The 22,923-nt window shown below is 67.9% G+C and carries 25 protein-coding genes and 4 tRNA genes; 24 read left to right on the top strand and 5 right to left on the bottom strand.

Going from position 1 to position 22,923, the window contains the following annotated elements:
• Nucleotides 1-19 precede the first annotated feature (19 nt).
• A complete protein-coding gene (locus BJ971_RS35665; RefSeq protein ID WP_184997703.1) occupies nt 20-298 on the top strand; it encodes a hypothetical protein in 279 nt (92 codons plus the stop codon).
• On the opposite strand, the gene BJ971_RS35660 is transcribed toward BJ971_RS35665, so the two are convergent.
• Entirely contained in the window at nt 289-1,083 is a 795-nt protein-coding gene (locus BJ971_RS35660) for an AAC(3) family N-acetyltransferase (protein ID WP_184997702.1), read from the bottom strand. The genes BJ971_RS35665 and BJ971_RS35660 overlap by 10 nt on opposite strands.
• A 259-nt stretch (nt 1,084-1,342) precedes the next feature.
• Nucleotides 1,343-2,011, bottom strand: a complete 669-nt coding sequence (locus BJ971_RS35655) for a hypothetical protein (protein WP_184997701.1) — start codon at nt 2,009-2,011, stop codon at nt 1,343-1,345.
• Between the two features lie 471 nt (nt 2,012-2,482).
• On the opposite strand from BJ971_RS35655, the gene BJ971_RS35650 reads away from it, so the two are divergent.
• From BJ971_RS35650 to BJ971_RS35635, 4 genes are all read left to right on the top strand, one after another.
• Nucleotides 2,483-3,049 carry a hypothetical protein gene (locus tag BJ971_RS35650; protein WP_184997700.1) on the top strand — a complete coding sequence of 189 codons (567 nt, stop codon included), beginning with the start codon at nt 2,483-2,485 and terminating at the stop codon, nt 3,047-3,049.
• Between the two features lie 10 nt (nt 3,050-3,059).
• Nucleotides 3,060-3,344 (top strand): YbaB/EbfC family nucleoid-associated protein, encoded by a 285-nt coding sequence (locus BJ971_RS35645; protein ID WP_184997699.1) that lies wholly within the window; start codon nt 3,060-3,062, stop codon nt 3,342-3,344.
• Entirely contained in the window at nt 3,341-4,657 is a 1,317-nt protein-coding gene (locus BJ971_RS35640) for a hypothetical protein (RefSeq protein ID WP_184997698.1), read from the top strand. The genes BJ971_RS35645 and BJ971_RS35640 overlap by 4 nt, the downstream gene beginning before the upstream one ends.
• Nucleotides 4,658-4,760: 103 nt before the next feature.
• Nucleotides 4,761-5,714, top strand: a complete 954-nt coding sequence (locus BJ971_RS35635) for a hypothetical protein (RefSeq protein ID WP_184997697.1) — start codon at nt 4,761-4,763, stop codon at nt 5,712-5,714.
• Nucleotides 5,715-6,550: 836 nt separating this feature from the next.
• Here BJ971_RS35635 and BJ971_RS35630 read toward each other — a convergent pair.
• Together BJ971_RS35630 and BJ971_RS35625 are read right to left on the bottom strand one after the other, a co-directional pair.
• On the bottom strand, nt 6,551-6,934 hold the full coding sequence (locus BJ971_RS35630) for a barstar family protein (RefSeq protein ID WP_184997696.1): 384 nt from the start codon (nt 6,932-6,934) through the stop codon (nt 6,551-6,553).
• A gap of 226 nt (nt 6,935-7,160) precedes the next feature.
• Nucleotides 7,161-7,241: transfer RNA gene (locus BJ971_RS35625), tRNA-Tyr, on the bottom strand.
• A gap of 150 nt (nt 7,242-7,391) precedes the next feature.
• Between BJ971_RS35625 and BJ971_RS35620 the strand changes: the two genes are divergently transcribed.
• The 3 genes from BJ971_RS35620 to BJ971_RS35610 are packed head-to-tail and all read left to right on the top strand — an operon-like array spanning nt 7,392 to nt 9,044.
• Entirely contained in the window at nt 7,392-7,886 is a 495-nt protein-coding gene (locus tag BJ971_RS35620; RefSeq protein ID WP_184997695.1) for a YajQ family cyclic di-GMP-binding protein, read from the top strand.
• 30 nt (nt 7,887-7,916) lie between these two features.
• A complete protein-coding gene (locus BJ971_RS35615) occupies nt 7,917-8,219 on the top strand; it encodes a hypothetical protein (protein ID WP_184997694.1) in 303 nt (100 codons plus the stop codon).
• Nucleotides 8,220-8,231: 12 nt separating this feature from the next.
• Entirely contained in the window at nt 8,232-9,044 is an 813-nt protein-coding gene (locus BJ971_RS35610) for a sulfurtransferase (RefSeq protein WP_184997693.1), read from the top strand.
• On the opposite strand, the gene BJ971_RS35605 is transcribed toward BJ971_RS35610, so the two are convergent.
• A complete protein-coding gene (locus BJ971_RS35605) occupies nt 9,045-9,440 on the bottom strand; it encodes a hypothetical protein (protein WP_184997692.1) in 396 nt (131 codons plus the stop codon). It lies immediately after the preceding gene.
• A 256-nt stretch (nt 9,441-9,696) separates the two neighbouring features.
• Here BJ971_RS35605 and BJ971_RS35600 point away from each other — a divergent pair, with 256 nt between their 5' ends.
• From BJ971_RS35600 to rpoB, 16 genes are all read left to right on the top strand, one after another.
• On the top strand, nt 9,697-9,837 hold the full coding sequence (locus tag BJ971_RS35600; RefSeq protein WP_184997691.1) for a hypothetical protein: 141 nt from the start codon (nt 9,697-9,699) through the stop codon (nt 9,835-9,837).
• Between the two features lie 72 nt (nt 9,838-9,909).
• Nucleotides 9,910-12,438, top strand: coding sequence for a putative bifunctional diguanylate cyclase/phosphodiesterase (locus tag BJ971_RS35595; protein WP_184997689.1), 2,529 nt, complete (start codon nt 9,910-9,912; stop codon nt 12,436-12,438).
• A 102-nt stretch (nt 12,439-12,540) separates the two neighbouring features.
• Nucleotides 12,541-12,616, top strand: a tRNA-Thr gene (locus tag BJ971_RS35590).
• 28 nt (nt 12,617-12,644) lie between these two features.
• Nucleotides 12,645-12,717 (top strand) — tRNA-Met (locus tag BJ971_RS35585).
• A gap of 127 nt (nt 12,718-12,844) precedes the next feature.
• Nucleotides 12,845-13,012, top strand: coding sequence for a 50S ribosomal protein L33 (gene rpmG / locus BJ971_RS35580; protein ID WP_067495822.1), 168 nt, complete (start codon nt 12,845-12,847; stop codon nt 13,010-13,012).
• 68 nt (nt 13,013-13,080) lie between these two features.
• Complete coding sequence (locus tag BJ971_RS35575; RefSeq protein WP_184997688.1) at nt 13,081-13,527, top strand: MaoC family dehydratase N-terminal domain-containing protein; 447 nt, start codon at nt 13,081-13,083, stop codon at nt 13,525-13,527.
• 2 nt (nt 13,528-13,529) lie between these two features.
• Nucleotides 13,530-13,925, top strand: a complete 396-nt coding sequence (locus BJ971_RS35570) for a MaoC/PaaZ C-terminal domain-containing protein (RefSeq protein ID WP_184997686.1) — start codon at nt 13,530-13,532, stop codon at nt 13,923-13,925.
• 99 nt (nt 13,926-14,024) lie between these two features.
• Nucleotides 14,025-14,097: transfer RNA gene (locus BJ971_RS35565), tRNA-Trp, on the top strand.
• Nucleotides 14,098-14,224: 127 nt separating this feature from the next.
• Nucleotides 14,225-14,599 carry a preprotein translocase subunit SecE gene (secE, locus tag BJ971_RS35560; RefSeq protein WP_184997685.1) on the top strand — a complete coding sequence of 125 codons (375 nt, stop codon included), beginning with the start codon at nt 14,225-14,227 and terminating at the stop codon, nt 14,597-14,599.
• A gap of 24 nt (nt 14,600-14,623) precedes the next feature.
• Entirely contained in the window at nt 14,624-15,352 is a 729-nt protein-coding gene (gene nusG / locus BJ971_RS35555; RefSeq protein ID WP_184997683.1) for a transcription termination/antitermination protein NusG, read from the top strand.
• 64 nt (nt 15,353-15,416) lie between these two features.
• Complete coding sequence (gene rplA / locus BJ971_RS35550; protein WP_184997682.1) at nt 15,417-16,133, top strand: 50S ribosomal protein L1; 717 nt, start codon at nt 15,417-15,419, stop codon at nt 16,131-16,133.
• A 66-nt stretch (nt 16,134-16,199) separates the two neighbouring features.
• On the top strand, nt 16,200-16,937 hold the full coding sequence (locus BJ971_RS35545) for an ATP-binding cassette domain-containing protein (protein ID WP_184997680.1): 738 nt from the start codon (nt 16,200-16,202) through the stop codon (nt 16,935-16,937).
• Complete coding sequence (locus tag BJ971_RS35540; protein ID WP_184997678.1) at nt 16,934-17,635, top strand: hypothetical protein; 702 nt, start codon at nt 16,934-16,936, stop codon at nt 17,633-17,635. Before BJ971_RS35545 ends, BJ971_RS35540 begins: the two co-directional genes overlap by 4 nt.
• A gap of 257 nt (nt 17,636-17,892) precedes the next feature.
• Nucleotides 17,893-18,438 carry a 50S ribosomal protein L10 gene (rplJ, locus tag BJ971_RS35535; protein WP_184997676.1) on the top strand — a complete coding sequence of 182 codons (546 nt, stop codon included), beginning with the start codon at nt 17,893-17,895 and terminating at the stop codon, nt 18,436-18,438.
• Nucleotides 18,439-18,495: 57 nt separating this feature from the next.
• On the top strand, nt 18,496-18,879 hold the full coding sequence (rplL, locus tag BJ971_RS35530; RefSeq protein ID WP_184997674.1) for a 50S ribosomal protein L7/L12: 384 nt from the start codon (nt 18,496-18,498) through the stop codon (nt 18,877-18,879).
• Between the two features lie 600 nt (nt 18,880-19,479).
• Nucleotides 19,480-22,920, top strand: coding sequence for a DNA-directed RNA polymerase subunit beta (gene rpoB, locus BJ971_RS35525; RefSeq protein WP_184997672.1), 3,441 nt, complete (start codon nt 19,480-19,482; stop codon nt 22,918-22,920).
• Nucleotides 22,921-22,923 lie beyond the last annotated feature (3 nt).

The raw sequence follows: 22,923 nt of genomic DNA, 5'->3' as shown, positions 1-22,923 counted from the left end.
CTGTTACCACCACGACGGCGTGCACGAGACCTGGATCGACGCGATCTTCGGCACCTGGGGCGAGAACCGGGTCGACGATCACCTCACCTTCGGCTGCCGGGTCGGACCCGTCGCGAACTCGCCGGCGCCCGCCGCGACGCTCGTCGACGGCGGCGCCGCCACGCCCGACGACCCGATGTTCGGCCAGAAGCTCAGCCGCGAGCAGGGGCTGAGCCACCCCCGGCTCGCCGAGTTCTGGAAGGTCGTCGACACCATCCTCGAACACGACGCACTGGTCCGCCGCCACCTCTACGGATAGGCGCGGTTCGCCGCCAGCCAGGCAGTCGCGAAGTCGACCGCCGCCGGCTGGGACATCAGGCGGGCCGTCGCGCCGCCGACCCGGCCGACCACCGCGGCGCCGGTTGCCTCGAAGTCGGCACCGAGTCGCTCGAAGTCGCCCTCATCGGCATCGACGTCGAACCAGGTCGTCCACCGACCCGTCCCGTCCGGCTGCCGGACCGACGATCCGGTGACCACCCGCGGCGGGGAGGCCTGCCGATACTCCGCGAGGTGCAGCGAGGTGTTCGAGCCGTGGCCGCAGCCGAGCAGAAGCACCTTGCCGCCGAGCCGGTACAGCGCGCCCAGCGGCGAGGTCTCGCCGAACGCGTCGTCGAGCCGGTGCCCGCCGACGATCTCGGCGGCCCGCCCGCCCACCGCGGCGAACGAGACCTGCGGGTGGTCACTGCGCACCGCACCCGGCCACGTGCGGACCGTCTCGGCGATGACGCCCATGCCCCGGCTCGGAGTCCGCGCCGGGTCGAACGGCGGGGTGTGCGCGCGGATCACCGGCCACCACGCCTCGGGCACGGGCGGCCGCGACCACCCGGCCGGGTCGGTGTTCTCGGACGTCTGCGTCGGCACGACGAGGGTGCCGCCGGGCCCGAGCACGTCCAGCAGCGCCTGCACGACCGCCTGCGCGCCGCCGGCCACGAACCCGAGGCTGCGGATCGAAGAGTGCAGCAGCACCACGTCGCCCGCGGCTACACCGAGCGCGCGCAGGTCGGACGCCAGGGATTCGACGGTGTGCGGTGCCGGCTGATCCATTCGGCGCAGTGTAACGAGGTCGGCTCACCAGCATGGGGTGATCGCCGAGCCCGTGCGGAGGGCGGCCGGCTGACCGCTGTCTCCCGCGCTGCGTCAGAGGCCGGCCTTCTTTACGCCGTACCTGGCCTGCGCCGAGGTGAAGCCCACAGTGAAGAAATACTCCGTTGACCAGCAACAACACCGGTCTGCGGGGGATCTTCTGTCTCTGTTCGGAGCCTCACGCGAGTACGGGCGACCGAAAGCGCGGTAGCGGGTGGAGTTAGCTTCCGACGCCTGTCAACAAGACAAGGAAGAGGAAAAGCTGGCAGCAGAAGGTAATCGCGAAGGCGACCCAGTACTGCTGCTGGGGCCAGCCGATCGCGCGAGCCCGGTTGGCCTGTATGGCCGCGTAGATGATCCCGAAGAACCCAAGCAGGATTGTGAACCCGACGACGTTGGCGACCCCGCGGTCCGGCAGTCGGCCGGCGATCGGGTACGGGTGAACTCCTGGGGGCATCTGCGGCTGGATCCATGGATACGGACTGTGGGGCTGGCCGGGGGCGGCCTGGCCTCCATACGGATATCCACCGCCCGGTGTGCCATAGGGCCAGCCCGGCACGGCGTTGTAGGGCATCGGAGCTTGGGGGTGCTGCCACGGGCCGTGGTGGGCCGGCGCATTGGATCCATAGGCATGCGCCGTGGCCGGGTAAGCCTGGGGCGCAGCCGAGTAAGGAGACGACAAGGGCGCGCCATGCCATGGCGGATGCGGCTGGGGCCTGGTGTCGGTCGAGTGCCAGCCGGGCGCCAGGCCTGAGGGCATGGTCACCTCAGCCACAATGCGCTCGATCTCTGCTGGATCGGTGTAGAAGCGAGCTGCGACAGACTCCACCGCTTCACCTGCCGCGTAAGCGGCGATGATCTGGTCCTTGCGGGCTTCGTTCGGATCCATCACAGACTCCCCGAAGGCAAGTGCCGCCACCCTGGGCGAGGCCCGCCTGAGTGACCGACCGATCGCATCATCGGCATGCGCCGCCTACGACCTAAGCGTTCGGCGCGCGGCGCCACCGTTCACTGCCGTGACCCCCGACACCGGCCACGGAGTCACCCGGACCCCTCCCGCCGATCTGCACGGTGCGGCATCGATGGGACACCATGCGTAGGCACGGTGTCGCTACGATGGCGTGGCCGAGGGGGAGGGGCCGACTGTGCAGCACGACGAGTGGCGTCCCGATGTGGATGTGGCCTCGCCGGACGGCTCGGTCCGGCTTCTGGCCAGTGCTGACGGTCAGATCGGTGTTCGGCTTCGAGGTGTGCACAGGCACTCCGATGAGACATTGGCGCGTCAGGTACGAGCAGCGGCCCGCCTCGCTCTCGCCTCACTTCAGCAGGCGTCCTCCGGGGGTGGCCGGGGGCTGCGGTCGTGACGGCGACGCGGGGTCCGGCTGTCGCGGCCGGTGCGACCTTGGCGGTCGTCGGGTTCGCCGCCGGTCTGTGGTCATGGAAGCCGTGGACAGGCGGCGACCCCTGGGTGCCGACCTGCTCCGACCTGACCGTCGCGATGCCCAGCGTCGCCGCCGGCGCCTGGTCGGTCAGCGAAGAGGATCCCGGTCGGACCGCGACCGACTCGGCGGCCCAGTGCGAGCTTGCCTATGCCTCGACCGATCAACGGTTCGCGGGCCGGCTGCGGGTCTTCATCAGCGGCGAGTCAGACGCTGAGGTACTCCGGCAACGCGTGGCCGACGAGCAATGCGACGGCACCGCGGATCCCGGTGGAGTCCCGGACGGCTATGTGGCGTTTCGCGCCTGCTCGGCGGTGGTCGGGGACTTCGCGCACGGGACGGTCATCGCCGCGAAGGACGGCCGCTGGCTGAAGATGACCGCCTCGACCTCGATCCGCGACGAGAACAGGGACGACGCCCTGCCGTTCTCCCGCGACATCGCCCGCAAGGCCGCCGAGCAGGCCCTCACCCTCGACGAGACCAAGTAGGGGAGCGGCGATGGGCCGGCTCGAGCGCTACCAGGACGACGTCGCCGCGATCCACGCCACCGGTACCTCAACCTATGGGTGGGTCACAGTGACCCGGGCCGGCGACGGCGAACTCGACGTCAGGATCCGGCCCGGCATGCTGCGCACGCTCGCCGACACCGAGATCGCGGCCGAGATCCGCAGTGCGCTGCTGGCCACCCTGGCCGACCACCACCATAAGTATCGGCAGCTGCGCATCGACTATTTCGGCTCACCGGTCGGCGTCAGGGCCTTCACACCACCGGGGCACTCATGACCGACACCTCCACCCTGCAAGTCGAGACCCGCCAGCTGGTCGCGTACGGCGTCGAACGTTACGAGGATTCCGTCACCTACGGCGCGATCCGTCGCTACCTCGGCGACATCGGCGCCGTACCCAAGGCGGCCTGGGGCTCCCTGCCCGGCGTCTCCGACCGCCTCGCGCGTGACTGGCAGGTCTCCGTCGACGCCCGCGTCGACGAGGCCATCACCGCCCGGACCGAGATGGACCGCGTGGCCGACGGCCTGCTCCAGATCGCCACCGACTACGAAGGCACCGACCTCACGGTCGAGACCAGCTTCGACACCGTCAACCGGGACCTGGCGCCGTACCTGCCGGTCAGCGACGGCTATGTCCCCGGCATCAGCACCCGCCGCGGCGGCAGCGGCACCATTCTCCCGCCCCGCGACCGACACCAGCTCGGCGACGAACGCCCCACCGTGGTCATCCCGCCCGGCAACGAAAAGCTCACCGCGACCCGCCACGAAACCCTGCCCAGCACCCGCGCGGTCGAGGAACCCATCACCATCGGCACCACCGACGGCAACGACCTCGGCTTCAGCGGCGGCCGGACCACCTACTACGAGAACGGCGAGAAGGACCGCCTGGACGAGTTCGTCCAGGACTACCGCAGCGAGCTCCTGCAACTCGAAGCGATCCTCACCGACCTCGGCACCGGCATCCGCATGCCCCTCAACGACCTGATCATCCACGCCTGGCGTACCGCGCCCAAGGTGATCCGGAACCGCGCGGACCTGATGCACTCGGTCGCGAACACGTACGCCGAGGCCCGCACCAACATGGACGAGGAAACCAAGAGCCTCGCCCGCTACTGGAACGGCAACGCCTCCGAAGCCTTCATCCAGTACGCCCAGAGCGCCGGCGCGTGGCTCTCCCTGGTCCAGGCCCAGGCGGCGTGGCTGGCCGAGGAGGGCAAGAAGGCCGCCAGCCTCCTCGAAGGCCTCCGCAACGCGTACGCCACCACCGGCTACGAGCGCATCGCCACCCTGCTCGAAGCGATGAAGACCTACATCGCAGACGCCAACAGCCTCTTCTCCCCGTGCACCAACCCCGAGCAGGCGCTGATCAAGGCCACCACGTTCTTCATGGACTACATGATCGACGCCGAGAAGAACGCCGTCGAACTAGCCGCCAGCCTGCTGAAGATCGACGAACAGGAACGCAAGGAACGCCCGGACCTGGGCACCCGCGGCCACGACACCGTCCCCTTCCCGGCCCCCGCCGTCGGCGCCGGCGCCTGGACGGACCGAACCGCATGGAAACCCAACCCCAGCCGCCCCAACGCCTAGCGCGACCTGGTCTCTGCTGCCGCGGACCACGCACGGGCTGCGTGGCAGGAACACCTCCTCATTTTCGATCTCGTTGACCGCAAGTAAGGGAGACATTCGGCGTATGACCAACGAAAGCGGCAAGTCCTTCCCTAAGCCTGGCGAGGCAGACCTGATCGCAGCTCTCGACCAGACAGGATTTCTGCTTGAACAGCGCGTGGCTCAACACTTGACTCGGCGCGGGATCGAGTCGGTCCAAGTTGGTAGTGCCTTCAGGGACAAGACAACAGGAAAGACCAGAGAAAGTGACGTAACTGGCGAGTGGAGCGCCTATGCGGGCGACCGCAGCCTAGGTGCGCCATTTCTAACGGCTGAGATGATCGTGGAGTGCAAGAATACCCAGAACCCATTCGTGCTGATCGGGCAGCAAAAGGAAAGGCGCGGGGTATTTGGCAGCTGCGGGTTTAACACTGAATTCGACCCCTTGCACCTCGAGTTCACTAATATCGGATATGCGCACACCCTGTACTACCTAGGTTTAGACAAGCTGCCGGGAGCCCCGGGAGGTGATGGTTTCGTCGGGAATCAACTAATTAGAATGAACCTGCAGGGAGGGAGGTGGCGTGCAACGAACGATGGGGTATTCGACAGTATTATCTACCCGCTAGCCAAGGCGATTGCTGACAGGCCTAGATTCAACTTCGTTGAGGAGGGTAGGGAAGCTGAGATCGAGGTGCCGGTATTTTCCTTTTACTATCCGATTCTGATCACGGCCGGACCGATCTATGCTGTCTCCGTCAAGGACGGCGATACAGCTGTCAGGGAAGTTGATTGGGCCATCGTTACGAGGGAGCTTCAGGAGGACGAACTTTCAGGAACCTTCACGGTTGAAGTAGTAAGCTGCCAGAAGCTCGATGCCTATCTCGATGTTCGCTTCTTTGGCTACCTCGAGTCAGTCTCTCGAAAGCTTGTTGAGAACGCGCGATACTTTGACCCTCAATGGCTACTCAAGAACCTCGGAGAGCCCAAGAATAGGCGCCTCTTCGACGCTTGGGTTGAGAACCGTTCGCGGCTCTAGTGGAAGAAGGGATAGTTGACGCAGGCTTTGTATGTCTCGCCTGCGGCAGGGCTGGAACCGTCGACGCCGACGCAAAGCAGAGGCGTCGCCTCCTTGAAGACATGAAAGATCCTCATGCGTCTGCTGCGGCGCGGCGAGCACCTGCGGGTGGAGCCCGGCCTGCAGCAGCCCGGTGATCGAGAAGATTGAGATCTCCCGGCACCCGGTAGATGTGGCCAGCAACCTCGCCCCTCGCCGCGGAGAAGACCCGAACGCCTTCGCCTTACGGCTCGACAATCACCGCGCGAAGTGTTTCTCCAGCGGGTCAAGGTCCTCTGGTGGAACTAGAACGGTGGGCTGTCGTCGAACTGATCGCGCCTCAAGCGCCGATCGTCCCAAGACCGCATCCAACGAGGTAGCCACTTGGGCAGGTTCGAAAGATTGCCGTTTACGAACGCCAGTGCTTGACACTCCTCCAGCGACGGTACGTATCGCTTCGGCTGCTGTCCCATCGTGCGCGTCCAGCGGAGACCTGCGGCATCGGTGAACTCGACTCTCACCAAGGACTCGCGGGGGTCATAGGGATACGAGTCGAAGGGCAAGGGGGATCGCACTTGGCCGTGCCGGTGGCCTGGTCCTCGATCACCTCGCCCCAGCGGTTGTCCTCCCACTCGTCCATCCAGACGAGGAGGTCGAAGATCGGCGCTTGGCTGTGATTCCGAAGTCTCCACTTCACACCTCGCTGTGGAGATGGTCAGCCGGCGATCCAACCACTGCCGAATTGCTCTTGTATGGATCAACGCGCCGCCCAATCGCGGCGCGGGCCGGACGCGCTCGGCCTGCTGGCGGCCTCCGGCCTACTCCAGGCGGAACTGGCCGGGAACTTCTTGCTCAAAGATCTCTAACAGCCAGGCGAACGCCGTCTCGCCTCGTCCGGCGCGTGCTTCGTTGATCCGTTCTCGCATCGACTCGCGATGGCTTGGATGGCACGTCCGGATCTGGTGTTCCAGGTTGCGTATCACCTCGGCGTGCCCCAACGCGTTGCGGCTGTGCTCGTGGTCGCGCCAGACCACCTTGAAGTCACCGTCGTCCGGCGTGCCGAACCCACCGCGGAGGCAGTCGGCGAAGGCATCCAGGTTCCTCCCGAAGTACCCGCCACAACCCATCGCCTCACCCACGACTGCATAGAAGTCGTCGAGGCTGTTGATGCGCTTGCCGTCGAGCACGTAGACCGTCGTCACCGCGCGATAGTAAGGACGGCTTCCGCATCTCGCGTCCGGCGGGGATCTCCGGCTCCGGGATGGCGCGGGGCAAGGGGGTATCGGGAGAGGGACACGCATGATCGACCTGCCCACGATACGCCCACAACTGCTCGCGACGAGCCGGACTCGGCTGGACTCAGCCGGACTGAACGAGAACGGCCCCGGAGCGCGTTTCCGCAGCTCACGGGGCCGTTCTGTGTGCTTGTGGCGGGTAGAGGATTCGAACCTCTGTAGCTTTCGCGACGGATTTACAGTCCGCTCCCATTGGCCGCTCGGGCAACCCGCCTGGGCATGCCGCCGCGGTCGCCCGCAGCAGCGAACAACAGGATAGCCATACCGTCGGCCGGATTCACAACCGGGTACGGTCGGCATGTCGGGGGGTCGTCTCGGCCCTTCCGTGGACATCGATACGTGGCCCACCAGCAGGAGTCTGATCATGGCAGCCAGTCCGTCGTTCGACATCGTCAGCAAGGTCGACGGCCAGGAGGTGGACAACGCCTTCCACCAGGCGGAGAAGGAGCTCGGTACCCGGTTCGACTTCCGGGGGACCGGGACGACGATCGCGAAGTCGGGGGAGAACGGGGTCACCATCACCTCCGAGACCGAGGAGCGGGCCGTCGCCGCGCTCGACGTCTACAAGGAGAAGCTGGTCAAGCGGAACATCTCGCTGAAGTCGCTCGAGGCCGGCGAGCCGCGGCAGTCCGGCAAGACCTACAAGATCGACTGCAAGGTGCTCGAGGGTATCGAGGCCGACAAGGCCAAGGCGATCAGCAAGAAGATCCGCGACGAGGGCCCGAAGGGCGTGCAGGCGCAGATCCAGGGCGACCAGCTGCGGGTCACCGGCAAGAAGCGTGACGACCTCCAGGCCGTCATCGCGCTGCTCAAGGCCGAGGACTTCGGCGTCGCGTTGCAGTTCACGAACTACCGGTAAGCCGCCGGGCGGCGGCGCAGACTGAGGGCCATGAGCCTTGGTACCACCATGCTGGTGATGGGCGGCGTGATCGGCCTGGTCCTGGCGGGTTTCGGCGTGGGGATGCTGGTGACGGGCAAGGCGCCGGCCACCACGTTGCGCAACTTCACCGAGGTGCGTGCCGCCGCCCTGTACCACCTGCTCTTCGGTGTGGCGTTGCTGCTGCTGGTGATGGGCCAGACCTTGCTGACCGGCTCGGCGAGGCTGATGGTCAGCGCGCTGGCCGTCGGAGTGGTCGTGATCGCCGTGTTGCGTTTCCGGCCGCGCCGTGAAAGGCCGGATGATGACAAGTAGGAGGAGCGGCACGTGATCGATCCGGTGGTCGGCCTGGACTGGGTGCGTGAGCGGGGCGACCGGGTCGTTCTCGCCGACGTCCGCTGGTATCTCGACGGGCGGTCGGGGCGGGCCGCGTACGAGTCGGGGCATCTGCCGGGTGCCGTGTTCGTGGATCTCGACCGCTGGCTGGCCCGGCACGGCTCGGCGGACGGTGGGCGGCATCCGTTGCCGGAGCCCGAGGTCTTCGCGCAGGGCATGGCGGCGGTCGGCATCGGCGACGGTGACGTCGTGGTCGGGTACGACGACGCCGGGGGTGTGGTGGCGGCGCGGCTGGTCTGGATGTTGCGCGCCATCGGGCACGAGGCCGCGCTGCTCGACGGCGGGCTCAGCGCGTACGAGGGTGAACTGGTCCGCGACGAGCCGGATCGGCCCGCGGGGGTCTTCACCGCGCGGGCCTGGCCGGCCGACCGGCTGGCCGGCATCGATGATGCGGCCGACGGGTCGGCCGTGGTGCTCGACGCCCGCGACCGTGCGCGGTTCCGGGGTGACACCGAGCCGATCGATCCGCGGGCGGGGCACATTCCGGGTGCGCGCAGCCTGCCGTGCCGGGAGAATCTCGCCGATGACGGCCGTTTCCTGGCGGTGCCGGCTCTGCGGGAGCGTTTCCTGTCCGTTGGCGTGACGGCCGGCGCGGATGTCGTGTCCTACTGCGGCTCGGGCGTCACGGCCTGCCATAACCTGCTCGCCCTCGAGCATGCCGGCCTCGGCGTCGGCCGGCTCTATCCTGGCTCCTGGTCGCAGTACAGCGCCACGAGCCGGCCGGCGGCGACCGGCGACCAGTAACTAGTCAGGGCTGCCGGCTAGGCCGCGGGCCGCGGACGCCTCGTCGGGGTTGAAGCCCTCGTACCCGGTGAGCTCGTGCTGCCGCGCCTGCTCCTCGATCCAGCGGTTGTGCGCCTCCCAGGCGGCCTGTTTGCTGGTGCCCAGCGCCGCACCGATCTGGTTCCAGGAGGCGCCGGCCGCGCGCGCCGAGCGGACCATCGGCTGCCTTCCGTAGCCGGCCTTGCGGATGACCACCTCGCTGAGCGCCAGCAGTTCCAGGGTCTCCTCGCGGGTCAGGGCCTGCTCGTCGCGGTCCGGGGCCATCGAGGCGAGGGCCTCCCGCATCCTCAGCTCGTCGTAACGCGTTGTGGCGGTAGAGAGCGTGTGCTGTTGCTCCAGCTCGTCGGGAGTCGTCATGACTCGAGTCTTTCGTCAAGCTGTCTTGACGTCAAGGCGCCCTGACGGTGCTATGCGAATTGGGCTCACTTCTCCCGCTAAATCGGGCTCAAAGCCGTCAATTTTGCTGCCCACAATTCCATGAACGCCTCAGCCGTTCAGTCAAGATTTCGGGATGTGCGGGTTCGACCGGCCGTTCGACGCTGTCTGACGCACGCGGCGTGTGGCACCATCATGGAACGCCTACCCGATAACGACTTCACTACGGGAGCCACAGATGTCCGCAAAGAGGCTCGGCCGCTTCGCCGCCGGCTTGTTAGTGGCGCTCGGACTGGCCTTCGGCGGCGTGTCTCTGGTCGCCGCCACCACGGCGACTGCTGGCGCAACCGCGACTCAGACCGACGTCGACTGGTCCTGAAGTAACACGCAGGGGCCTGACGCGGTCCGGGGTAGGCCGCGCATGGAGCACCTCGAACGGTAGGGGCGTTGGATGGCAGGGCGTCAGTCCCCACCGCGACGATCTCCTGAATACGTCTGGCTGGTCACTGGGACGCTGACGGTCGTTGCCGTCGTGTTCAGCGTCATCCTCGCCGTCCGGCACGAGGGCTGGCAGAACGGGTGGCCGGTCGCGCTGCTGGCGCTCCCCTTCTTCGTACTGCTGGGAATGAGCTCGCGGCACATTCTGATCCGCCGCCACAGCGTCTCTCTGAGCATCATCGAGATTCCTCTCGTTCTCGCCTTCTTCTTCGTCCCGGCCGCCCTTGTGGTGGCCGTGAGCGCCGTTGCGGTGCTGATCAAGGAGATGCGCCGGCACGCCGCGCCGGACAAGCTCTCGTTCAACGTCGCCCGGGCCGCCGCCGCCACCGCGACCGGCGGCATCGTCCTGGAGCTGTTCCCGCCGATCGACGGCGTCGGCCCCGTCACCTGGGGCATCCTCGGTGTCGCGGTCACCGTCACCACGCTGGTGACGGTTCTCGCGGTGGCCGCCGCGATGGTGACCGTGCAGGGCCTGTCGGCGGGTCTCGACATGGTTCGCGTCGCCTGGCCGGTCCTGCTCGCCGCCGAGGTCTGCATCGTCATCGGGCTGGTCTTCACCATCGCGCTGGACACGACGTGGTGGTCCGCCTGCCTGCTGCTGGTGCTCGCCGCCGTGCTCACGCTGGCGTACCGGTCCTACTCGGACTTCCTTCGGCAGCACCACACCCTCGCCGAGCTCTACGAACTGGCCAACGCCGTCGTCGAGTCCGGACAGGACGTCACCCTTATCGACTCGGTGCTGGTGCGCGCGCGGGCCCTGATGCAGACCGAGTACGCGACGATCCGGCTGCCCGCCTCCGGCCGCTATCCCGAGGTGCTGCTGACCTCCAAGATCGAGGCACAGGGCCTGCTCGACTTCAGCCGCACGCCGGCCGCGCTCACCCAGCGGGCGACCGTCGAACGCCGCAGTGTCGCCGTCGGTACGCAGATCGGGACCGACCGGGACCTGCTGCCGGTGCTGCGGGAGGCGGGGGTCAAGGACTGCATCGTCGTGCCGCTGCGGTCGGGTCAGGCCGTGATCGGCACGCTCGAGATGGTCAACCGGCTCGGCGATCTGAAGCACTTCACCGCGGGCGACGTGCAGGTGGTCGAGACGATCGCCGCGCACGCGGCCGCGGCGGTGGAGAATTCCCGGCTGGTCGAGCGGCTGCGCTACGACGCGTACCACGATCGGCTCACCGCGCTCCCGAACCGGCGACGGATCATCGACGCGCTCACCGAGTCCGTCAAGATCCGTACGCCCGGCGAGGTGGTCGCGGTGATCCTCTTCGACGTCGACGGGCTGCGCGACGTCAACGAGTCGATGGGCCACGACGCGGGTGACAAGCTCCTCACCGAGGTCGCCGGTCGACTGTGCAAGATCGCCGATCCGGGTGCCCTGGTGGGCCGGATCGGCGGCGACGAGTTCGTCGTGACGCTGCGCGCGGAGAGCACCGAGGAGACCGTCCGGCTCGCCACCGAGATGCGCGAGCAGCTGCGCGGCCCGATGGCCGTCGGCACGCTCACCCTCGACGTGGACACCGCGGCCGGCGTGGCCGTGCAACCCGACCACGGCGACGACCCGGACGCCCTGCTGCGCCGTGCCGAGCTGGCCGCCAACGCGGCCAAGGCGCTGCCGTACGGCGTGCAGCTGTTCCACCCGGCGCTGGAGTCGCGGGCCGTCCGGCGCCTCGGCCTCGCCGCCGACCTGCGCCGCGCCCTGGACTCGGGCGAGCTCGAGGTCCACTTCCAGCCGAAGGTGACCATCCAGGACCGGCACCTGATCGGCGTCGAGTGCCTGGCGCGCTGGCAGCACCCCGCGCACGGCGAGGTGTCCCCGGAGGACTTCGTCGCCGTCGCCGAGCACACCGGGCAGCTGCACCGCCTCACCGAGGTGGTGCTGACCGCGGGCCTCCGACACTGCCGTGAGTGGGCGGACTCCGGTCGCCCGCTCTCCATCGCGGTGAACCTGTCGGCGCGCACGCTGCTCGACCCGCGCTTCCCCGACCAGGTGCACGGGCTCCTCAAGCAGTACCGGGTCCCGCCCGGACAGGTCACCTTCGAGATCTCGGAGCCGAGCATGCTCGGCGAGATCGAACGGGCGCTGCCGACCATGTACCGGCTGCGCGACCTCGGCGTGCGGTTGTCGGTCGACGACTTCGGCACCGGTGCGTCGTCGCTGTCCTACCTGCGGCAGCTACCGGTCCACGAGTTGAAGATCGATGACAGCTTCGTGCAGGGGATAGCGACCGACTCGGGTGACCTCGCCATCGTGCGCGCGGTCATCGGGCTCGCGCGTGAGTTCGGTCTCACCGTGGTCGCCGAGGGCGTCGAGAGCGAGCTGACCTTCGACCTGCTGGCCGAGCTCGGCTGCGAGATCGGACAGGGCTACTTCTTCAGCCGGCCGCTGCCCGTCGAGCGGCTGAACACGTGGCTCAGCGCGCAGACGGAGCCCGAGGAGACGCCCACCGGCGAGGTCCGCCGACTGCGCGCGGTCGGCTGACACCGCACTGACCTGCTGTTTCCGCGGGCCGGGGAGGCGATTTCACCTCGGCTGCGTGGCCGTGTAAGCTTCTGTCTGCGCATCAAGCGAGAGATCGCGCGCGCCCCCTTAGCTCAGTCGGCAGAGCGTCTCCATGGTAAGGAGAAGGTCTACGGTTCGATTCCGTAAGGGGGCTCCACCCGGGTTCGTGACCGAGAGCCTGGCGCGGCGGTGTAGCTCAGATGGCAGAGCAAGCGGCTCATAATCGCTGTGTCGCCGGTTCAAGTCCGGCCACCGCTACTCATCCGGGACCCGTCCCGGATGCCGTACGACCCGGGCTTTTCGTCCAGGTTTTTGCATGTCAGCGCGGCTAGCGTCTACGCTGTTATGTCGTATGTGAATCCCGTTAGCAGGAAGGCACCCCGCCGTGGCCAAGGCGACCGACGTCCGTCCCAAGATCACCTTGGCGTGTACGGAGTGCAAGGAGCGGAACTACATCACCCGCAAGAACCGCCGTAACGACCCGGACCGCATCGAGCTCAAGAAGTTCTGCCCCCGGGACGGCAAGCACACGCTGCACCGCGAGACCCGCTGACGACGTACCGAAAAAGCAACGCCTGCTGCGGCGACCGGTTTCCGGTCGCCGCAGAGTATTTTCAAGCAATGCCTTTGGACCAGTCGTTCGCCGGCCGCAGTTGGCCGCCCACCGCGCCCTATCTCGTGGGCCGCGAGAAGATCCGTGAGTTCGCCACCGCGATCGGCGCCACGGATGCCGAGTACCACGACCCGGAGGCCGCCCGCGCCATCGGTTACGCCGATGTGGTGGCGCCGCCCACGTTCCCGGTCGTGATCACCATGACCGCCAGCCGCCAGATCGTCGCCGATCCCGAGCTCGGCCTGGACTACAGCCGGGTGGTGCACGGCGACCAGCGGTTCGCGTACGCCCGGCCCGTGGTCGCCGGCGACTCCCTGGTCTGCGTGAACACGGTCGAGGAGATCACCTCGCGGGGCGGGCACGACTTCCTGACGACCCGCACCGACGTCACCACCGAGGCCGGCGAGGCCGTCGTCACGGTGTGGTCCAAGCTCGTTCAGCGCGGGGAGGAATGATCATGGCTGAAACGCTGCCCACCCAGACGTTCACCGTCACCCGGGCCGACCTGATCCGCTACTGCGGCGCCTCCGGCGACTTCAACACGATCCACTGGAGCGAGCGGATCGCCAACAGCGTCGGCCTGCCCGGCGTGATCGCGCACGGGATGTACACGATGGCCCTGGCCGGCCGCGCGGTCTCCACCTGGGCCGGCGCGCCGGACGCCGTTGTCGAGTTCGGCGTGCGGTTCTCCCGCCCGGTCCCGGTGCCGGACACCGACGAGGGCACCGAGGTCGTGGTGGCCGGTGTGGTCAAGGAGGTCACGGACGACGGCCTCACCAAGATCGAACTGACCGCGACCTGCAACGGCGAGAAGGTGCTGTCGCTCGCGAGGGCGACCATTCGTAAGAGGTAGGCCCGGGTTGGGAAAGCGGCGGCCCTACCCGTACACTGGTCCGCCGTGGGGTAAGTGAACCCTGCCTTTCGCGCTGCGACGGGCAGGAGAGCCCCACAAAGGGGTGTAGCTCAATTGGCAGAGCAGCGGTCTCCAAAACCGCAGGCTGCAGGTTCAAGTCCTGTCACCCCTGCGCACCGATCGGCCCAGTAACCGGACCGGCCCCGCGGCCGGTCCGCCCGGCGGCGGGCGGCCGGCTTGACCGAGCGCCGCACACGGCGCCGATGCGACACCCCTATCGACGACGGAAGAGGGCGGAAGTGGCCGAGAGGAAGCGACCCGGTGACGACGCTGCAGGCGACCGCCCCGAGGACGAGGCGTTCACCGACGGTGACGTCCAGGACGACGTTGTCGAGGCGGACGACGAGGCGGTGACCCGTGGCGGCGACAAGGCCGACCGCGAAGCCGACTCGGGCGGTGCCAAGACGACGAAGACGACCCGCCGCGGTGGCAACCGCATCGGCGGTTTCTTCCGCGAGGTCGTCAGCGAGCTGCGTAAGGTCATCTGGCCGACCCGCAAGGAACTGCTGACCTACACGACCGTGGTGATCGTGTTCGTCACCGTGATGACCACGATCGTGTCGCTGCTCGACTTCGGGTTCGGCAAGGCCATCCTGGCGACGTTCGGCAACTGAAGCTAGTTACGGAAGTGAGCAAGCGTGCCTGAGTACGACGACGAGACCGCCCCGACCGCGGACGAGCAGTCCACGGTCGCGACGGCGGACGACGCCGAGTCGGTAGAGGCCGCCAGCGCAGAGCCCGTCGCCGAGGCGGAGGCCCCCGAGGCTGACGAAAACTACGACCCGGTCGCCGAGCTGCGGCAGAAGCTGCGCTACGCCCCGGGTGACTGGTACGTGGTGCACTCGTACGCCGGCTACGAGAACAAGGTCAAGACCAACCTCGAGACCCGGATCACGAGCCTCGACATGGAGGACTTCATCTTCCAGGTCGAGGTGCCGACCCGCGAAGAGGTCGAGGTCAAGAACGGCAAGCGCCTCCAGGTGCAGAACAAGGTCTTCCCCGGCTACATCCTGGTCCGGATGGACCTCAGCCCCGAGTCCTACTCGTGCGTGCGCAACACGCCGGGTGTCACCGGCTTCGTGGGCGCCACCGACCGGGTCGACCGCCCGGCGCCGCTGTCGCTCGACGAGGTGCTGAAGTGGCTGGCCCCGGCCGTCGAGGCCGAGGAGAAGAAGGCCAAGCCCGAGGTCCGCGTGCTGGACTTCGAGGTCGGCGACTCCGTCACCGTCACCGACGGTGCGTTCGCGTCGCTGCCGGCCTCGATCAGTGAGATCAACGCCGACCAGCAGAAGCTGAAGGTGCTGGTCTCGATCTTCGGCCGCGAGACGCCGGTTGAGCTCAACTTCAACCAGGTCGCCAAGATCTAAGACGTACGTCGTGGGAGGGGCGCGAACCGCGCGCCCCGCCATCTACCACAGGAGTAAGAGAAAAATGCAGCGCAGCAAGGCTTACCGCAAGGCCGCCGAGCAGATCGACGTCGCGAAGCTCTACGAGCCCGCCGACGCCGTGAAGCTGGCCAAGGACACCAGCCCCACCAAGTTCGACGCCACGGTCGAGGTCGCGATGCGGCTCGGCGTGGACCCGCGTAAGGCCGACCAGATGGTCCGCGGCGTGGTCAACCTGCCGCACGGCACCGGCAAGACGGCCCGCGTGATCGTCTTCGCGCAGGGCGCCAAGGCCGAGGAGGCCGTCGCGGCCGGCGCCGACGAGGTCGGCACGGACGAGCTCGTCGCCCGCATCCAGGGTGGCTGGCTCGACTTCGACGCGGCGATCGCCACCCCGGACCAGATGGCCAAGATCGGCCGTATCGCCCGGATCCTCGGCCCCCGCGGCCTCATGCCGAACCCGAAGACCGGCACGGTCACCATGGACGTGACCAAGGCCGTCTCGGACATCAAGGGCGGCAAGATCACCTTCCGGGTGGACAAGCACTCGAACCTGCACCTGATCATCGGCAAGGCCTCGTTCAGCGAGGACCAGCTGCTGGAGAACTACGGCGCCGTGCTCGACGAGGTCCTGCGGGCCAAGCCGTCGGCCGCCAAGGGCAAGTACCTGAAGAAGGTCACCGTCAGCACCACGATGGGCCCCGGCGTGCAGATCGACCCGAACGTGGTCAAGAACCTGCGCGGCGACAAGTCCGACAGCTGATCGTCAGCAACATCTGAGAAGCCCCCGGGGTACACCCCGGGGGCTTTTTCGTGCGAGGCTGCCGCCGTGCGATTCGACAACGTCTGGTTCCGGTACGGGCGCCGCGCGGGCTGGACCCTGCGGACGGTGGACGCGACCGTCGAGCCGGGCGCCACGGTGGTGGTGCTGGGCCGCAACGGCGCCGGCAAGTCGACCCTGCTGCAACTGGCCGCCGGCGTGCTGCGGCCCGTGCACGGCGCGGTCCGGGAGCGCCCGCCGGTCGTCGGCTGGGTCCCGGAGCGCTTCCCGGCCGACCAGCCGTTCACGACCGAGCAGTACCTGAGCCACATGGCCGCCGTCCGGGGCCTGCGCGGCGGCGCCGGGACCGACCGCTGGATCGAGCGCCTCGGGCTCGGCGAGCACCGCCACACCCGCCTGGCGGACCTCTCCAAGGGCACCGCGCAGAAGGTCGGCCTCGCGCAGGCGCTGCTCGTCGCCCCGGGCCTGCTGGTGCTCGACGAGCCCTGGGAGGGCCTCGACTCCGTGGCCCGCACGCTGATACCGCAGATCGTCGGCGAGGTCACCGCCGCCGGCGGCGCGGTGCTGGTCAGCGACCACCGCGGCGAGATCGCCGGCCTGCCGGACGCGATCCGCTGGACGGTCACCGACGGCACGGTCACCCCGGCGGAGCACCGGCCGGGTGAGGAGCCCGACGAGGTGGTCGTCGAGGTCGCCGTCCGCCGGGCGGACGCCGACCAGGCGATGGCCCGGCTGCGTGCCGACGGTCACCGTGTCCTTGGCGTACGCGCGGAGCGGGCGCAGTGAGCGCGCTGGTGCGGATGCGCCTCGCGGGGTTCGTGCGTAGCGGACGCGCCCTGGCGCCGGTCATCGCCGCGGTGGTGGTCCTCGCGGTGGTGCACGGCGGCGGGCAGTCCGCGGCCGCCCCGGCGTACGGCTACTCCGCCGTGATGCTCTTCCCGGTGCTGGCCTGGCAGGCCAAGCTGCTGCTGGACGCGGAGCCGGACGTGCAGCGCCGGCTGGCCCGGCTGAGCGTCGGGCCTAGCCGGGAGGCCTCCGCCGGGCTGCTGGCCGCCGCCGCTCTCGGCGCCGTCTTCTGCGCCGTCGCGATGGTGGTGCCCTGGTGGCCGTTCCACGCGATCCGCGGTCCGCTGCCGGGCTCCGGCGAGCCGTCGACGGCCGCCGGCATCGCGCTCGGCGTGCTGGCGCACCTGCTGGCGCTGCCCGCCGCGGTGGCGCTGGGCGCGCTGGCCAGCCGCGCGGTGACGCGTACCGTCCGTAACGGGATCGCGGTGCTGGTCTCCGGCGCGGTGCTGGCGGTCGTCCTCGGCCTCAGCGATTCGATCGCGCCGTGGCTGGTTCCGCCGGTGATGGCCACCGCCCGGGCGCTGGCGGCCGACGCCGCGCCGCCCGGCGGCACGTTGTTGCTGCTCGCCGGCTGGACGCTGGCGTGGTGTGCGGTGGCGCTCGCCGGGTACGCCCGGCTGCGCCGGAGCCGCTCCTGACGCCGATTTGGTTTCGGGTGTACATCTCTGTAGGCTTCCTCCTTGAAGTTCCACCCATAGACCGCTGGTCGCCGCACCCTCACGGGTCGCGGACGAAGGCCTCGCAATATGCGGGCGGCCCGCGCAGGGGAGAACGGTTCGTGATCACGTCGACGCCGCAAGGCGTCCGTGTCCCGCCCCGTGCGCCCTGCGCCGGGGCGTTTCTCATGTTCGGGTCCGTCGGACGGCCGGCGGCCCAGCACTGAGAGAGGAGGGACATGGCGGACAAGCCGGTCCGGGCCGACAAGGCCTCTGCCGTCGCCGAGCTCACGGACAACTTCCGTAACTCGTCGGCCACCCTGTTGACCGAGTATCGCGGCCTCACGGTCTCGGAGATCACCGAGCTGCGGCGCTCGCTCGGCAGCGAGACCAAGTACTCCGTGTCGAAGAACACGCTCGCTAAGCGGGCGGCGTCCGACGCGGGCATCGAGGGCCTCGACGCGCTGTTCACCGGTCCTACCGCGCTCGCCTTCGTGGGCGGGGACCCGGTCGAGGCGGCCAAGGGCCTTCGTGCCTTCGCCAAGGCCCACCCCGTCCTGATCATCAAGGGCGGCGTCTTCGAGGGCAAGGCCGTCACGGCCGCCGAGGTTGGCAAGATCGCCGACCTCGAGTCCCGCGAGGTGCTGCTGGCGAAGCTTGCCGGCGCCATGAAGGGCAACCTGACCAAGGCGGCGGCGACGTTCCAGGCCCCGCTCGCCCAGGTCGCTCGCCTGGCCGCGGCTCTGCAGGACAAGCGCGCACAGGACGGTTCCGCCGAGGCCTGATCGGGCCCCGAGCGGAGTTTGACTTTCAATCCACAGAAACAACGAAAGGTTGCCAACATGGCGAAGCTCAGCACCGACGAGCTGCTCGGCGCGTTCAAGGAAATGACGCTGATCGAGCTGTCCGAGTTCGTGAAGCAGTTCGAAGAGGTCTTCGAGGTCACCGCCGCCGCGCCGGTCGCGATCGCTGCCGCCGGTGGCGCTGCCGCCGCGCCCGAGGCCGCGGTCGAGCAGGACTCCTTCGACGTCGTCCTCGAGGGTGACGGCGGCAAGAAGATCCAGGTCATCAAGGTCGTGCGTGAGCTGACCGGCCTGGGCCTCAAGGAGGCCAAGGACGCCGTCGAGGCCGCCCCCAAGGCGATCCTCGAGGGTGTCAACAAGGAGAAGGCCGAGGCCGCCAAGGCCAAGCTCGAGGGCGAAGGCGCCAAGGTCACCCTCAAGTGATCTGAGGCTGTGCCTCTCGGGGGTGGTGGTCCGTAAGGACCACCACCCCCGTTTCCGTTTCGATGGATACGCAGGTCAGCGGCGGTTTTTTCCATCGTCCGAAGGTCGACGGACAAAAGCCCCCAAACCCCGCTTTTCGTACGCTAAAGTCGCTTTTACGCGCTCGACGATCGTCGGCGCGGTACCGACCCATGGCGCAGCCCTTGACTGTGTGTCCCGTGACAGGCACGCTGACATCAGCAAGTTTCCGCGCTTGCAACAGCCGCCCTGCGGGTACACGGGACTCAACGGGTCCTCGCAGATCGGCACCCGAGGGAGATTGGCCGCGTTCCGAGCGGCCCCGCACGAGGCACTGACCCTGGAGGCGCAGGTCAGAGGCCGCGGGGATGCGTTCCGCAGGCACCCTCTGGTGTGGGCTGGACAGCGGTTAGCCGAGCGGCTACACTGCTAGTTTGCGCTGCCTTCTGTCTTGAGCCCTGCAGGAATATCCATCCGGATGATTTCCTGGGGGTTCATTGGAGTGCACGCAGACAAGTGACGCAGACAGTTGCATCAGCAGCTCAGCCGCATCAGCAGCACCGGTCCTCGGAAGGACGCATCTTGGCAGCTTCCCGCCCTGCGAAGACCAGTCGTACGTCGAGCGCATACGCTCCCCGCCGCATTTCATTCGGCAGGATCACCGAGCAACTTGAGGTCCCAAACCTCCTCGCCCTCCAGACGGAGTCTTTCGACTGGTTGGTCGGGAACGAGGCTTGGCAAGCGCGCTCGACGGACGATCCTCACGCCCACTCGGGCCTCGCAGAGATCCTCGAAGAGATCAGTCCCATTGAGGACTTCTCCGGCACCATGTCGCTGTCCTTCTCAGCGCCGCGCTTCGACGAGGTCAAGGCCTCGATCGAGGAGTGCAAGGAGAAGGACCTGACCTACTGCGCGCCGCTGTTCGTGACCGCGGAGTTCACCAACAACACCACTGGCGAGATCAAGAGCCAGACCGTGTTCATGGGTGACTTCCCGATGATGACCCCCAAGGGGACGTTCGTCATCAACGGCACTGAGCGCGTCGTGGTGAGTCAGCTCGTCCGCTCGCCGGGCGTGTACTTCACGAAGGAGCCGGACAAGACCTCAGACCGCGACCTTTCCAGCGTCAAGGTCATCCCGAGCCGGGGTGCCTGGCTCGAGTTCGATATCGACAAGCGCGACACCGTCGGTGTCCGCATCGACCGCAAGCGCCGGCAGGCCGTCACCGTCCTGCTCAAGGCGATCGGTTGGTCGGCGGATCAGATCCGGGAGCGGTTCGGCTGGTCCGAGCTGCTCATGACGACGCTCGAGAAGGACCACATCGCCGGGCAGGACGAGGCCCTGCTCGACATCTACCGCAAGCTCCGCCCTGGCGAGCCGCCGACGCGGGAGAACGCGCAGACCCTGCTCGACAACCTCTTCTTCAACCCGAAGAGGTACGACGTCGCCAAGGTCGGCCGTTACAAGTTCAACAAGAAGCTCGACATCGACGTCCCGATCGTCCGGGGCACGCTGACCGAGGAAGACATCGTCAAGACCGTGGACTACCTCTGCCGGCTGCACGCCGGTGAGGAGGGCTACGAGGCCGACGACATCGACCACTTCGGCAACCGTCGCCTGCGCACCGTCGGCGAGCTCATCCAGAACCAGGTCCGGGTGGGCCTGTCCCGGATGGAGCGCGTCGTCCGTGAGCGCATGACGACCCAGGACGTCGAGGCGATCACGCCGCAGACCCTGATCAACATCCGCCCCGTGGTGGCGGCGATCAAGGAGTTCTTCGGCACGTCGCAGCTGTCGCAGTTCATGGACCAGACCAACCCGCTGGCGGGCCTGACCCACCGGCGCCGGCTGAGCGCGCTCGGCCCCGGTGGTCTGTCCCGTGAGCGGGCCGGCTTCGAGGTTCGTGACGTGCACACGTCGCACTACGGCCGGATGTGCCCGATCGAGACGCCGGAAGGCCCGAACATCGGCCTGATCGGCGCCCTCTCGACGTTCGCGCGGGTCAACCCGTTCGGGTTCATCGAGACGCCGTACCGCCGGGTGGACAACGGCCGGGTCACCGACCAGGTCGACTACCTGACGGCCGACGAAGAGGACCGGTTCGTCAAGGCTCAGGCCAACGCGCCGCTCAAGAGCGACGGCACGTACGCCGAGGACCGCGTTCTCGTCCGCCGTAAGGGCGGCGAGATCGACTACGTCCCCGGCGAGCAGGTCGACTACATGGACGTCTCGCCGCGGCAGATGACCTCGGTCGCGACGGCGATGATCCCGTTCCTCGAGCACGACGACGCGAACCGTGCCCTCATGGGCGCCAACATGCAGCGTCAGGCCGTTCCGCTGGTCAAGGCGGAGGCCCCGCTGGTCGGCACGGGCATGGAATACCGTGCCGCGGTCGACGCCGGCGACGTGGTCGTGGCCGAGGTCGGCGGTCTGGTCGAGGACCTGTGCGCCGACTACGTGACGGTGCACCAGGACGACGGCCACCGCCGGACCTACCTGCTGCACAAGTTCCGTCGCAGCAACGCCGGCTCCTGCGTCAACCAGAAGCCCGTCGTCTTCGAGGGCGACCGGGTCGAGGCCGGCCAGGTCATCGCCGACGGTCCGTGCACCGACGAGGGGGAGATGGCCCTCGGCCGGAACCTGCTCGTCGCGTTCATGTGCTGGGAAGGCCACAACTACGAGGACGCGATCATCCTGTCGCAGCGCCTCGTGCAGCAGGACGTCCTCACCTCGATTCACATCGAGGAGCACGAGGTCGACGCCCGCGACACCAAGCTCGGCCCGGAAGAGATCACCCGCGACATCCCCAACGTCAGCGAGGAAATGCTCGCCGACCTGGACGAGCGCGGCATCATCCGGATCGGTGCCGAGGTCGTGCCCGGCGACATCCTGGTCGGCAAGGTGACGCCCAAGGGCGAGACCGAGCTGACCCCGGAGGAGCGGCTGCTGCGCGCGATCTTCGGTGAGAAGGCCCGGGAGGTCCGGGACACCTCGCTGAAGGTGCCGCACGGCGAGACCGGCACGGTCATCGGCGTACGCACGTTCTCGCGCGAGGACGGCGACGAGCTGCCCCCGGGCGTGAACGAGCTGGTCCGGGTCTACGTCGCCCAGAAGCGCAAGATCCAGGACGGCGACAAGCTCGCCGGCCGGCACGGCAACAAGGGCGTCATCTCGAAGATCCTGCCCATCGAGGACATGCCGTTCCTCGAGGACGGGACGCCTGTCGACATCGTGCTCAACCCGCTCGGTGTGCCCTCGCGTATGAACATCGGCCAGGTCCTGGAGACCCACCTCGGGTGGATCGCCAAGACGGGCTGGGAGGTCGAGGGCGACGACGCCGACTGGAAGCGGCAGCTGCGGGCCATCGAGGCGCATGAGTCTCCGAAGGACAGCAATGTCGCGACGCCGGTCTTCGACGGCGCCCGCGAGGAGGAGATCAAGGGCCTTCTCGAGTCGACGGTGGTCAACCGTGACGGTAAGCGGCTGGTCAACGGCGACGGCAAGGCGCAGCTCTTCGACGGTCGTTCCGGTGAACCGCTGCCGGACCCGATCTCGGTCGGCTACGTCTACATCCTGAAGCTGAACCACCTGGTCGACGACAAGATCCACGCTCGTTCGACCGGACCGTACTCGATGATCACGCAGCAGCCGCTGGGTGGTAAGGCGCAGTTCGGTGGCCAGCGGTTCGGCGAGATGGAGTGCTGGGCGATGCAGGCCTACGGTGCGGCATACGCACTGCAGGAGCTGCTCACCATCAAGTCCGACGACGTCCTGGGCCGCGTGAAGGTCTACGAGGCCATCGTCAAGGGCGAGAACATCCCGGAGCCGGGAATCCCCGAGTCGTTCAAGGTGCTGCTCAAGGAGCTGCAGTCGCTGTGCCTGAATGTCGAGGTGCTCTCCAGCGACGGCGTCGCCCTGGAAATGCGTGAGACCGACGACGAGGTCTTCCGGGCCGCGGAAGAACTCGGCATCGACCTGTCGAGGCGTCCTAACGAGGGCGTCAGCAGCGTCGAAGAGATCTGACGG

It is taken from the genome of Amorphoplanes digitatis (assembly GCF_014205335.1).
GTDB classification, from domain to species: Bacteria; Actinomycetota; Actinomycetes; order Mycobacteriales; family Micromonosporaceae; genus Actinoplanes; species Actinoplanes digitatus.
This window is presented reverse-complemented; position numbering and strand designations above follow the sequence as displayed.

Bases quoted from the DNA above. Each gene is read 5' to 3' on its own strand.
- BJ971_RS35605 (WP_184997692.1), bottom strand. From the start codon at position 9,440: ATGACGACTCCCGACGAGCTGGAGCAACAGCACACGCTCTCTACCGCC.
- BJ971_RS35660 (WP_184997702.1), bottom strand. From the start codon at position 1,083: ATGGATCAGCCGGCACCGCACACCGTCGAATCCCTGGCGTCCGACCTG.
- BJ971_RS35575 (WP_184997688.1), top strand. From the start codon at position 13,081: ATGCCTTTGGACCAGTCGTTCGCCGGCCGCAGTTGGCCGCCCACCGCG.
- BJ971_RS35595 (WP_184997689.1), top strand. From the start codon at position 9,910: ATGGCAGGGCGTCAGTCCCCACCGCGACGATCTCCTGAATACGTCTGG.
- BJ971_RS35570 (WP_184997686.1), top strand. From the start codon at position 13,530: ATGGCTGAAACGCTGCCCACCCAGACGTTCACCGTCACCCGGGCCGAC.
- rplA (WP_184997682.1), top strand. From the start codon at position 15,417: ATGCAGCGCAGCAAGGCTTACCGCAAGGCCGCCGAGCAGATCGACGTC.
- BJ971_RS35640 (WP_184997698.1), top strand. From the start codon at position 3,341: ATGACCGACACCTCCACCCTGCAAGTCGAGACCCGCCAGCTGGTCGCG.
- rplJ (WP_184997676.1), top strand. From the start codon at position 17,893: ATGGCGGACAAGCCGGTCCGGGCCGACAAGGCCTCTGCCGTCGCCGAG.
- BJ971_RS35600 (WP_184997691.1), top strand. From the start codon at position 9,697: ATGTCCGCAAAGAGGCTCGGCCGCTTCGCCGCCGGCTTGTTAGTGGCG.
- BJ971_RS35645 (WP_184997699.1), top strand. From the start codon at position 3,060: ATGGGCCGGCTCGAGCGCTACCAGGACGACGTCGCCGCGATCCACGCC.
- BJ971_RS35655 (WP_184997701.1), bottom strand. From the start codon at position 2,011: ATGGATCCGAACGAAGCCCGCAAGGACCAGATCATCGCCGCTTACGCG.
- BJ971_RS35620 (WP_184997695.1), top strand. From the start codon at position 7,392: ATGGCAGCCAGTCCGTCGTTCGACATCGTCAGCAAGGTCGACGGCCAG.
- BJ971_RS35615 (WP_184997694.1), top strand. From the start codon at position 7,917: ATGAGCCTTGGTACCACCATGCTGGTGATGGGCGGCGTGATCGGCCTG.
- BJ971_RS35635 (WP_184997697.1), top strand. From the start codon at position 4,761: ATGACCAACGAAAGCGGCAAGTCCTTCCCTAAGCCTGGCGAGGCAGAC.
- rplL (WP_184997674.1), top strand. From the start codon at position 18,496: ATGGCGAAGCTCAGCACCGACGAGCTGCTCGGCGCGTTCAAGGAAATG.